Source organism: Paenibacillus sp. IITD108, assembly GCF_036541265.1.
GTDB lineage: Bacteria > Bacillota > Bacilli > Paenibacillales > Paenibacillaceae > Pristimantibacillus.
This window is the reverse complement of sequence record NZ_JAZHCT010000010.1, coordinates 28,018-40,006: the sequence shown is the minus strand read 5'-3', so window position 1 is coordinate 40,006 and position 11,989 is coordinate 28,018. Positions and strand designations below refer to the sequence as shown.

The window sequence follows — 11,989 nt, the reverse complement described above, 5'->3', positions numbered from 1 at the left end:
TAAAACGCCCTTTCCGTTCATTATATTGAACAATGTTCATGAAGATGCTTAAAAAATATATTCACACACGATCTATTCCTTGTCAATGCTCATTATCGGTAACGTTAATCAGGAGGAAGCAAACGAAAAGGAGTAGCACTGCGATCAAGTTTGGGCTTCCGACCGCTGTTGTAGTCATTGTCGATTGCTCCTATCCTTTTACTGATCCTAGCATGACGCCTTTTGCAAAATGCTTTTGTAAAAAAGGATACACAACCAATATAGGAAGCATCGCCAATACAATCGAAGCCATTCGAATCGTTTCCTGCGGCAAAACGCGATCGTCACTGCTACCTGCTGCGCCTACACCGTTAGAGTCCGAATCGATGACGAGTGATTTGACCAGCACCTGCAGCGTCCATTTCTTGGCGTCGCTCAAATAAATTAGCGCGTTGAAATAGGTATTCCAATAAGCTACCGCAAAAAATAATACAAATGAAGCAATGGCCGGCATAGATAGCGGAATAACAATTCGCCAGAATACACTAATATCCGAGCAGCCGTCTATTTTTGCCGCATCCTCCAGCTCTGAAGGCAGCGAGTCCAAAAAACCTTTTATAACAATTAAACTCCAGGCATTCGTAAGTCCGGATAAAATAAGCGACCAATGCGAATTCAGCAAATTCAGCTCTTTAATAAGCAAGTAGTTCGGCAAAATGCCTGCATGAAAGACCAGCGTAAAAACAACTGCGCCCAGCATTATATTTCTTCCAGGCACTTCCTTCTTCGTAAGCACATATGCGAATGTAAAGGAGATGGCAATACTAAGCACCGTTCCAATCGTTGTAACAAACACGGTGCTTTTTAATGCATTCATAAAGCTGTTTGTCGACAAAATATATTTATAAGCGGCCAGCGACCATTTCTCCGGGTACAAATAAAATTGCAGCGGAATATAGGCATCCGGGTCTGTAAATGAAACGCTCACAACATAAATAAACGGAAATACACACGCAAGTGAAATGATAGTAAGTAGAAAATAGTTCACATAATCAAATAATGTCAGCTTCTTCGTAGCGACGTAGCTCAAATGAGTAACCCTCCTTAATAAATGCCGTCCTGTCCCAGCTTTTTAACAATACGATTAGAAAGAACGACCAGCACTAAGCCGACCAAGCCTTTAAACATCCCGACGGTTACACCAACGCTGATCTTCCCGCCTAATATGCCGACCGTGTAGGCATACGTGTCGAATACCTGCGAAACGCTTGTAACGAGCGGGTTGCTCATTAGCAATATTTGCTCAAAGCCGACATCCGCCATTTGTCCTAACCGCAATATTAGCAGCACAATAATGGTCGGCCGAATAGCAGGCAAGGTGACATGAAAAATCTGCTTCATTCTCGATGCGCCGTCGATTACTGCGGCCTCATATTGCTGGGGATCTACGCCTGCCATAGCAGCCAAAAATATAATCGTGCCCCAGCCCACTTCCTTCCACATGCCTTGCACCGTCAGCAGTCCCCAAAACAAATCAGGATTGGACAGGAACGAAATCGGCTTGAAGCCCATACCGGAAATCAGCTTATTAATCAGACCAACATCTGTCGAAAGCATAAAGAAAGTCATACTCGCTACTACAACCCAGGATAAAAAATGCGGCAAATAGACGATGGATTGATTCAAGCGCTTGAATACCTCATGCCTAACTTCGTTGAGCATCAGCGCCAGCAATATTGGCATCGGAAACATGAAAATGATGCCGATAATGTTTATAGCCAGCGTATTTCGCAGCATCGTATAAAAAATCTCACTAGAAAACAACTCTTTAAAATGAGTGAAGCCTACCCACGGGCTTCCCCAAAGCCCCTGGAACGGATTATATTCTTTGAAAGCAATTAACAAACCCCATAGCGGTCCAAATTTAAAAATAAGCATATAGATAATGCCGGGCAAAGCGAGCAGATACATCCAGCGATAACGAACCAGTACCCTCCATAGCCGCGAACTGTTAATGCTTATTCCCGTTCTCCTTTTTGCTGCTGTTTGCATAGCTGTCGCACCTCATTTTATTTTTCACTTACTTGATAGTCGGCCTGCTCCAGCCATTTTGGATTTACTGTAACTCCCCAGCCTGGTCCACTCGGCACTTGCACCTTGCCATCGGCAACATGAAGCGGTTCCCTAAATAAATCCTTCGTCCAGTTGTCCTCTTCAATCGTATACTCCATATAAGCACCCGCATTAGGTATTGCTGATGCCATATGCATAGTAAACACAGTAACCATAGACAAGTTCGCAGCATGGGGCATACAAATCATTTGAACAGCCTCTGCCATTCGGGCAACCTCCAAAGCTCTGCTTAATCCGCCTGCATAGCAAATATCAGGCTGAACTATATCGACTGCACGCATATGAATCATTCGTCTAAACTGTGCCAGGTCAGTATCCTGCTCGCCGCCTGTTACCGGAATATCAAGCTTATCAGCAACCTGCTTTGTCCATTCCAGTTCCATATACGGGCAAGGCTCTTCAAAATGCGTCACTCCGTACTGCTCGAGCATCTTCCCCGTCTCGATAGCTTTTTGTGGCGTATATCCGCTATTGGCATCGACGAATAATAAGCCTTTGTCTCCGATTGCCGAGCGAACAGCCCGTACCACCTCCTCGGAGCGGCCCGGGTAAACATCTACATCATTGCCAAAGTTATTGGCGATACGAATTTTGAACGCTTCGATCCCCCGCTCAGCCTGCAGGCGCATAATTCGTTCAGCTTCAGCCTGTGGGCTAATATTGCGCTTCATGCTGGAGCCATATACAGCAATTTCTTTGACTGTTCCTCCCAGCAATTCAGCAACGCTCTTGTCTTCACGCTTCCCCAACAAATCCCATAACGCGGTATCAATGCCTCCTGCAGCCCTGCAAATATAGGAGCCTGGAAACTTATGCTCCTCGCGTATGATTTTTTCAGCTACAGCTGCAATATCGTTAGCATCGGCGCCAAGCGCATGCTGCGCTGCCTGCTGATGAAGCACCAAGGCAGATATATTGGCGTGGTAGGGCGCGATTTGCCCGTAACCCTGCATACCATCCTCCGTTGTAACTCGTACAATGGAAAGCTGCTTCTTCGTAAACGTCTCAATCCGTTTAATTTTCATATCATCACTCCACCTTTTTTAGCCATATAGTGTTGAGCTAGCGATACAGTGTACGAAAATTTCCTGGAGTCGTATGCACATATCGTTGAAATACACGAATAAAATTCCGCTCCGAATATCCGACTGCCTCCGCAATTAAAGAAATATTGCCGTCTGTATCCTTCAATAGCCTTTTGGCTTCTTCCATTTTGGTTTCTACTACGAATTCCAAAAAGTTTTTTCCGGTTTTTTTCTTGAACAGCCTGCTTAAATAAGATGGACTTACACCGATTTTATCTGCGCAGTGAACAAGAGATAAATCCTGCCCGCAATTTTGCTCGATATAATTGCATATCCACTCAATAGCGGAATCGCCGCTTGACTCACGCTCGCTAGCAGTCAGCCAGCTGAATAACGGAAACAGCTTCTGCTTGAACCACTCTTTCATCTCGTCTGAAGTTTGCATGCTTCTCAGCTGACCGAACAAATTATGAGCAATAATTTCATTGCTGCTCGCTCCCTGCGCTTCCATGCTTATAATGAATTTCGATAAAAAAACATGATAGCTTTGATAAATAAAAGCATAGGATTGCGAGCTATGGATCGTGGCAATAAACTTCTCGAAAAGCTCAGTTGCCTGCTGCAAATCATCCTGTTTAAGCGCATCTAATATATCAGTCTCCAGCTCAGACGGGTAACGAAGCAAGGACTGTGATTTCACCTGCTCAACCTCGTCAATAAAGAGCACCTGCTCTGACTCACGGAATAATCGGTATTGCAGCGCGTGATCCGCTTCATTGCAGGACACTGGAACGTCAGCTATATGCGAATAGGACCGACCTATTCCTACCGTAACCTCAAAGGCCAAGTAATGACGAAACGCATCGATGATCGCGTGTACATATTGCTGTATATGCTGGCGTATAACATCATCAGAGCGATCAGGCTTGAATTGCAATATGGCAGCGCCTCGGCCTTGAAAGGGAATGACAAAGCCCTTCATATCGACTATATCCCGCCCAGACAATATTTCCTGCATGACATTCGCTAGCGAGAAAGCAACGATTCCTTTCTCCTCCGGCATAAACCTTTTTTCCTTATATATGTTCTCAGCTTCAACCAATAAGGTTACGTAGGTATTGTTCATTTCCATTCCGTATGTTTCGCAATCCTGCAATAATGATTGGTTTCCGCGATAATCTCCGCTAAGCAGCTGATAGAGAAACTTTTCTCTTAATGAAGGCTCAAGCGACTGCATATAAGACTCCAGCTTTTTAGTTTCTCCGCTTAAATAATCAAGCGATTGCTGAATAACACCAAGATCATCTGTTAACTGCCCTGATTGATCATCCCGTAATTGACGGCTGTGCTGAATGAGCTGTTCAATTGGGGTATAGGCTCTCCGGGAATTAATATAAGTAAGCAATATGCCAATCGCCGCAAATACAACGATAATAAAAGCAGTCAGCTGCCGAATCCAGCTTAACTGATCTGTAATGATTTGTTCCGGTACGACAGAAATATACGTTCTTGAAAATACGTTTTTAACAAAACGGTACTGGGCTTGCTTGCCGTCGATTCCTTCCGCTACGAAGAAATCGGCACTTTTGTCTGATTCTCTAATCTTCTCAATGGCTGGCAGACTCGTTAAGGATTCAAGAAATTGCTCCGATCTTCGTTCAGAGCCAAAAGGATCATTCAGCTTCACAATCATCAGCTCTTGATTAGCGGCGACAAGCGTCGTGTCTGTCTCCATAAATTTGCTTAGTGCTGCTGTTTCAATTTCAAACCCAAGTATTCCCTTAGGGCCTTCTGTGCCGATAAGCGGCAGCGCTCTGGAAAAAGTAATGAACCCTTCCCTGCCTGTCGTTTTCGTCCACTGGGTAGGATGATTGCTTTGCAGCAGCTCATCCAAATGGCTGCTCGTGCGATAATCCTCTTTGGCAATTGCACCGTATTCATTCGATAGCACCAGGTTATCACTTGAACTATATAAATAGATTTCGTTGATAAAACTATTAAAATTTTTAACTAGCGCGATTTTCTTTAACAGCTCTGTCTTCGTAAGCACGGATGGTTGTGCTCCCCCTGCTAGTGAATCCTGAAGAAAAGCATCATTGGCTAATTGGAGCGACTCCTGTTCGATTTGCTGCAGCACTCGCTCTGCGCGATCACGCATCGCTGATAGTGAAGCCGTGCTCTCGGAATGAATATATTTCTCCATTTTATTCATGGAATATTGATAGTAAACGACACTAGCCAAAATAACTGGAACACAAACAGAAATACATCCAAACCAGATCAGCTTCAAAAAGTAGCTTCTTGAATTTGCTCGCTTCAACGCTGAAAGCAATTGAACAAATGCCTTTTTCCAACCAGCCATTGATTCTCCCCATTTCATCAGGTGTAATTTGCAGCAGATTGCTCTATTAATCTAATAATAGAAAGCGCTGTCAAACAGATCAAGTTAAAATTACACCGCTTTTCGTAAATGGTCTATTTATTACTTAGGAAATTTCATACTGTAATCTGCAGCAAACTGCTGATAAGCCTCTTGAAACTCTGGATTTTCATTAAGCTGTTTAATATAAGCCTCGTATTCCTCCATCGTAATTTGGCCAGCAATCGCTTTAACTGCCATGGACTGCCAATCGGATTGATATTTCGGCCAAATGGATGTCCAGGTATCCGAATTAATAATGGCGAAGAAATCTATTCTTCCTACTTCCGCATAATTAGCTACTGATTGTTCTTTTGCATCATTATAAGATTTTGGCGCAGCTGGATTAACAACCTTCATTTTGTTATTGTAGGCTAGCGGGAAGATCGCCCCGGTGCCATTAGCCGTTACTTGCTGCTTTCCAAGCTCAGTCAGCTGAGGCTGCCCATCCGCGAGCGTATGATGAATATCTTGCAGACCGTAATAGTTATAGTCTGTTTCCTCCATCGTTGTCGTGCGTTCAAAGAACTGCAATATTTGCTTCACTTTTTCCTCAGACACTTTTTTGGATATATAGAACGCGCCGGAGAAAGGAACGGAAAGCTGCACGCTGCTGCCCCCTGGACCTTTCATTGGAGGCAAGGATATAACCTCTGCTTCGGGCTGTACCTTTTGAATACTTTGCTCAAAGGTGAAGTCACGCCATACATTTCGTCCGTAAGAAGCGGCTCTGCCCGTTGTAAAAATTTCTTCCGCCTGCGTCTGCTTCACGACGGAGAAATCCTGTGCCAATATGCCATCTTCGTATAGCTGACGGAAATAACGAATCAAATCCGTATAATTAGGCGTTAAAAACTTATTAATAATACCGCCATGATCATCATAGATTGGATCTAAACCGCCAAAGGCTGCCAAGAAGCTGCCATCGCTGTCCGAGAAAAAGCTGCTCATCGTGCCGTGGCCGATAAGTCCGATCGTATCGTTGCGATTATTGCCGTCTGGGTCACCTTCAACGATAGTCTTCAGCACCGTACGGTATTCCTCGAGCGTTGTAGGAACCTGTAGATTCAGCTTATCCAGCCAATCCTTCCGCATTTTTATGCCAATGTCGATTTGAGGACGATTTCTAGGAATGCCAAACACTTTATTATCCGTTTTCACATAATCCCAAACGGCTTCAAAACTGTTATTTTTTAAATTCGGATACTGTTTGAAATCATCCAGAAACGGCGTTAAGTCCCAAAACGCCCCTTGCTTTACCGCATTTTGCAAAGTCGGACGAGTAATATTATTAGCAACAATAACCTCAGGAATATTGCCCGACGAAAGTACGAGATCAAACTTTGTATCGTAATCTCCCGATGGTATCCATTCGATATCAAGCTCTACAGCATTTTTCTTCTGAAAATGGCTCCAGTATTCATCATTCATATTTGGCACGTCCGCATAGGATGGAACCATAAATTGAATTTTAAGCTTTTCCTCCTGCTCTCCTTCCTTTTTATTGCTGCTGCCGCAGCCCGACAATACCGTGGCGGCAACTGCAATCAACATCACTGATCCCAATAACTTCTTCGATTTCAGCTTCATAGCGACCCCCTGTTGGATGTATTTTCAACTCCAATTATAGGGAGAAACAATAGCTGCATGTAAGTGACAATACTTGCACATTGTCAAAAAAACCGCATAACAGCAAGGTTTGTCACCCCTTGTGTCCTCATTTACATGGCGGTTGAAGTTGTGGCCTGCAAACCTTCGGTAAACACAAAAGCCCAGCCATCGTCTCAAATAGACGGCTGAGCTTTTCGATTGTATCACTATCTAATTTTGATACTGTTAGCACAATAATAACCGCCAAAGTAATTTCATTGCCTTCCTTGTCCGTCCCGATCGGATCATGCAAGGAGACATCCTTGCGAACCTTCTTGATCGAACGTAAATGCATAAGTATCTCGCTCTCAATACAACGAGCTGCAAAAGTTACCTCGATCGAATAATACATTATTTGAGAAACTAATTTTAGAGTATGCTCAGTATGTTCACTTCGATAATTAATGAAATAGGTAAATAACATCGACAAAATGATAATTATAATATTCATAATTACAGGAGCTTTCAATATTTTTTTTATAAAAAATAAATATAAAATTGATGGTAAAAGTATAAAGCCTACATGTAAACTCGCATGAAGGTAATTGGGCTGTGGTCTGAATGTACCTGTTATCGCAAAAACAAACTCAACTAACCATATTAAATTATTAACACCAATAATAAATGATGTAATTATCATGATAACTATCATGATTGTTTTCTTTATTCCTCCATCACTTCCATCCAGTTAACAGTTTAATAGTAAGTCTGAACAATATATCTATCGACAAATCCTTACCTTTTTTAAAACTAAGATGCGCGTATAAAAAGAACAAAATCACCAATCGGTGACCTAACTTGCCGTCATCGTGTGCAAAGAACAAACAATGCGATGTTATTTGCGGTGCGGACATCCATGACCGTTAGAACCAAAAAAGCAGTCTTTTTGTTGTGTATGCGGACACTTATGACCATTAGAAGAACATTCCGCCGAATTTTCTAGCTTTTTTCCCGCTAACGGACATTTCTGTCCGCTAGAAAGTAGAAGTTAGCGAAATATGAGCGCTAACGGTCATTATTGTCTGCATCATTAGGAGCAATTCGAACTCACAGCCGCATCGTACGCCGTCTTTATCCCCCCTAATTATTCCGACATACTTATCCACAATTTTAACTGATGCATAATTTCCTAAACAATAAAAAAGCCGGCATCGCCGGCCTTATCAAAATTGTTGGATTTAACGCTTCGCCTTATAAAACTCATGATACAACTTCATCAGCGCCCGCTTCTCTATCCGTGACAAATAGCTGCGTCTGATGCCCAATTCTTTTGCGATCTCGCGCTGCGTGCGTTCTTCTCCGCCAGTAATTAATCCAAAACGGCTGATCACTACTTCCTTTTCGCGATCATCGAGTATGTCCAGGTTTTTATAGATTTTACTTTTTTCAATTTTCAGCTGCACCTTTTCCGCCACATCGTCCGTATCCGTGCCTAATATATCGATCAAAGTAATTTCATTACCTTCCTTGTCCGTTCCGATCGGATCATGCAAGGAGACGTCCTTACGAACCTTCTTGAGCGAACGTAAGTGCATAAGTATTTCATTCTCAATACAACGGGCTGCAAAAGTGGCCAGCTTTGTGCCTTTATCGGTCTGAAATCTCTCAATCGCTTTAATTAGCCCTTTACTGTATATCTTTCAATATGTTTGATATCATGGGTACTTGTTAAATAATTTTATCTTTGTATTATTAATACCGGCTACTTGATTTAATGTACCAGGATCACAATACAAACAAAATAAACCGAACACTGTGACCTTTCAGCGCTCGGTTTTATTTGTGATTATTCCTTAATATCAAATGTTGCTCAATGCGTTGAGCCCATTCAGGAGAAACCTTCACATGATATTTGATGATTTCATGATCTGCTTCCAGTATAATTTCACCATCTGCTTTACTATTATCAATAACGACGAGGTGGTCAATTAGATCCAGATGAACCAAAAGATTCTCCATACTCGTTACGCTACGTCTAATGATGTCCTCTGACTCAATATGATGGCCACCGTTTTTCACGCGAGTAGCAACACGCTCAATATTAAGTCGTACATCTCCTAGTCCTACATAGAACATAAAAATCTCGAAGCCACTTTCTTTTGCTTCACGCATTTGACGAATAACGTTACCACCTGCTAAGGTCGTCTCGACTGTGAAATCCCTATTATTTCGAATACATTCTCTGGCTAATTTTATGGCTTCCTTTCCTGCAGTTACCCTATATTTCTCTGGGTGTAGCTGATCGATTTTACGAGCTAGAGCATCAGGATCAATGTTAACACTTACACCAAGTCGATCTACAATCAAATTACGTATTGTACTCTTCCCACTTCCATTATTACCAGCGAACACGAACATCGTTGCAACTGTCTTATTCATGATAGAGCTCCCGTTCATTCATTGGTTCAATCTTGCCTGTACTATATTCTTTCACAAATTGCCCATCCGACGTCTTATATACAATGTACGTACCATTTGCTTTCGCATCCAATTTCGCACGATCACCCGTTAAACGAATTAATTTAGCTAAACCTTTTGTTCGGTTCATCATCTTTATCACCGCCGATTTCGTTATATGTAGCTTGAGTATACCATAACATGTGACATGTTACATAAGTCGGAACCATAGTTCCTGCTACTAACATTAATAGCCCATAAGCATGAGAATACATATCTCACGCTCATAGGCTGATCACTGCCATTCAACTCACCGCTTCACCTTATAGAACTCATGATACAGCTTCATCAGCGCCCGCTTCTCTATCCGTGACACATAGCTGCGGCTGATGCCCAATTCCTTCGCGATTTCGCGCTGCGTGCGTTCTTCTCCGCCAGTAATTAATCCAAAACGGCTGATCACTACTTCCTTTTCGCGATCATCGAGTATGTCCAGGTTTTTATAGATTTTACTTTTTTCAATTTTCAGCTGCACCTTTTCCGCCACGTCGTCCGTATCTGTGCCTAATATATCGATCAAAGTAATTTCATTACCTTCCTTGTCCGTTCCGATCGGATCATGCAAGGAGACGTCCTTGCGAACCTTCTTGAGCGAACGTAAGTGCATAAGTATTTCATTTTCAATACAACGGGCTGCAAAAGTGGCCAGCTTTGTGCCTTTACCGGGCTGAAAGCTCTCAATCGCTTTAATCAGCCCAATCGTGCCGATGCTGATTAAGTCCTCCAAATCCTCGCCCGTATTATCAAATTTCTTGACGATATGTGCCACTAGACGCAAGTTATGTTCAATAAGCAAATTCCTCGAATACGCATTTCCTTCAGCCATCAGTGCCAGATGCTTTGCTTCCTCCTCTTCTTTTAAAGGCTGTGGAAAGGCATTGTTCTTCACATACGATACAAGTAACGATAGCTGTTTAATAAATAAAGCTATTGTTGTAAACAATCCCATTTGTCGTACACCTCCAGGCCAGTTTACCGTTTATGTTTCTCTCTATAAACAGTGCAGTTATATAGTGTATGTAGGTATTCGCCCAGAAGTGCAAGTACAAAAAAAGTGCCAGCCTCCTAGTAGAGGCGTTACAAAACAATTAGCATAGTTAGACAAGTTTCAGCCGCTGACTGCATATGCATGTTAAGAAGCAAATCTAGCCCATTAAAATGATGAGGTGTGATTGTATGTCAATGCCCAACATTCCGGACATTAAACCAGATATTATTCTTAATCGCGAAGATGTCGTTAACTTATTGCTAACCTCCATAGCGCTTGAAGATATCAGCTTCTCACACATCATTAATGCTGAAGCTGAAAAGATTCAGCACTTTCTGAAAGATAAGTCCTTATCGTTAAAAGACGCTATTACAGTTAACACAAGTGTCGAGAAGATGATGCGGGGCATTCTTACTAATCAAATGCTTATGCTGCATAAGCTTGGCGATATTATGAAAATAATCGATACGTTTTATGACGATCCGGGCCATTATAGCCAGGAATCAGATGTATGCGGCTCCAGCTGCAATCACGACTTTGAGCAATGCTGCAAATGCGGGCGTTACGACGAAGATAACTATGAAGAATAACGAATCGAATGCCGAATGGGCCATTGCTGCGATCAGCCATGAAATCGCTGCTCTGCAAGGATTGATTTCAGCTAATATTGAGCAGGTGCTAGTTTTTATTCAAAATAATGTATTCGATAACAGCAAAGTAAACTTGCAGGAGCTGATCGCTTTTAATGCCTCGCAGCTATATTTGATAGACTCGCTGCTTATGCTGAAATGGGTCACCTTTCGAAAAATAAACACGACGCTTGAAATTTGGAGCCCGTCTGCTTCAGAGAATTCTTTTGCAAAATATCAAATTCAAATAGAGAAGCTGTATCAATTAAAATTAGATTGGATCGCGGCTCTAGCCCAGCTCATTTTTGAACAATCAAAGATCGAAGCTGCTGAATTAAATCGCTTGCTAGAAGAGCAAATGACAAAGCTCTCACTGGCCATATCGAGTATATGCAGCTCTTTCTTCCAACCTCATTTTTATATTCCTATTACTTACAATGCTGCAGCGTTTCCACAAAATAAAACTCCCTCTCAGGTAGATGTTAAAAAGCTGCTTGTCCAGGTTATGCGAAGATTCCCTTTCTCTGCTAAAACTAATCGGCAAATTTTACAGCAAACGATCCGATTAATAAGCTCTTGCTACCCGAATCCGTCTACAGAAAGCGGTAATGAACCCAAGACTGCAGCAGTTCGTTCCAAGCCGCTAATTGCAAATTCGAATAAAAAGGCTAAGCCAAGGAATACAAAAAAATAACACAAGCCAGCCTGT

General features: G+C 42.3%; 10 protein-coding genes and 2 pseudogenes. 2 read left to right on the top strand and 10 right to left on the bottom strand.

Annotated features, from left to right (window positions below; translation table 11 throughout):
* Positions 1 to 190 precede the first annotated feature (190 nt).
* The 10 genes and pseudogenes from V1L65_RS11010 to sigK form a co-directional block, all read right to left on the bottom strand.
* The gene (locus tag V1L65_RS11010; protein WP_331699193.1) at positions 191 to 1,069 is read right to left on the bottom strand and encodes a carbohydrate ABC transporter permease; all 879 of its coding nucleotides are present in this window, start codon (positions 1,067 to 1,069) and stop codon (positions 191 to 193) included.
* Between the two features lie 14 nt (positions 1,070 to 1,083).
* A complete protein-coding gene (locus V1L65_RS11005) occupies positions 1,084 to 2,031 on the bottom strand; it encodes an ABC transporter permease (protein WP_331699192.1) in 948 nt (315 codons plus the stop codon).
* A 17-nt stretch (positions 2,032 to 2,048) separates the two neighbouring features.
* Positions 2,049 to 3,137: a mandelate racemase/muconate lactonizing enzyme family protein gene (locus tag V1L65_RS11000; RefSeq protein WP_331699191.1), complete on the bottom strand. Its 1,089-nt coding sequence runs from the start codon at positions 3,135 to 3,137 to the stop codon at positions 2,049 to 2,051.
* 37 nt (positions 3,138 to 3,174) lie between these two features.
* Positions 3,175 to 5,499 carry a helix-turn-helix domain-containing protein gene (locus V1L65_RS10995; protein ID WP_331699190.1) on the bottom strand — a complete coding sequence of 775 codons (2,325 nt, stop codon included), beginning with the start codon at positions 5,497 to 5,499 and terminating at the stop codon, positions 3,175 to 3,177.
* 120 nt (positions 5,500 to 5,619) lie between these two features.
* Positions 5,620 to 7,146 (bottom strand): extracellular solute-binding protein, encoded by a 1,527-nt coding sequence (locus tag V1L65_RS10990; RefSeq protein WP_331699189.1) that lies wholly within the window; start codon positions 7,144 to 7,146, stop codon positions 5,620 to 5,622.
* 253 nt (positions 7,147 to 7,399) lie between these two features.
* Positions 7,400 to 7,846 (bottom strand): annotated as a pseudogene (locus V1L65_RS10985) (hypothetical protein); the annotation flags it as partial.
* 538 nt (positions 7,847 to 8,384) lie between these two features.
* Positions 8,385 to 8,831, bottom strand: a pseudogene (locus V1L65_RS10980) (sigma-70 family RNA polymerase sigma factor); the annotation flags it as partial.
* Positions 8,832 to 8,982: 151 nt separating this feature from the next.
* Complete coding sequence (locus V1L65_RS10975) at positions 8,983 to 9,585, bottom strand: zeta toxin family protein (protein ID WP_331699188.1); 603 nt, start codon at positions 9,583 to 9,585, stop codon at positions 8,983 to 8,985.
* A complete protein-coding gene (locus V1L65_RS10970) occupies positions 9,578 to 9,757 on the bottom strand; it encodes a hypothetical protein (RefSeq protein ID WP_331699339.1) in 180 nt (59 codons plus the stop codon). The genes V1L65_RS10975 and V1L65_RS10970 overlap by 8 nt, the downstream gene beginning before the upstream one ends.
* Positions 9,758 to 9,913: 156 nt before the next feature.
* Positions 9,914 to 10,612, bottom strand: a complete 699-nt coding sequence (sigK, locus tag V1L65_RS10965; protein ID WP_331699187.1) for an RNA polymerase sporulation sigma factor SigK — start codon at positions 10,610 to 10,612, stop codon at positions 9,914 to 9,916.
* Positions 10,613 to 10,839: 227 nt separating this feature from the next.
* Between sigK and V1L65_RS10960 the strand changes: the two genes are divergently transcribed.
* Entirely contained in the window at positions 10,840 to 11,241 is a 402-nt protein-coding gene (locus tag V1L65_RS10960; RefSeq protein ID WP_331699186.1) for a hypothetical protein, read from the top strand.
* Positions 11,231 to 11,974 (top strand): hypothetical protein, encoded by a 744-nt coding sequence (locus V1L65_RS10955; RefSeq protein ID WP_331699185.1) that lies wholly within the window; start codon positions 11,231 to 11,233, stop codon positions 11,972 to 11,974. Before V1L65_RS10960 ends, V1L65_RS10955 begins: the two co-directional genes overlap by 11 nt.
* Positions 11,975 to 11,989 lie beyond the last annotated feature (15 nt).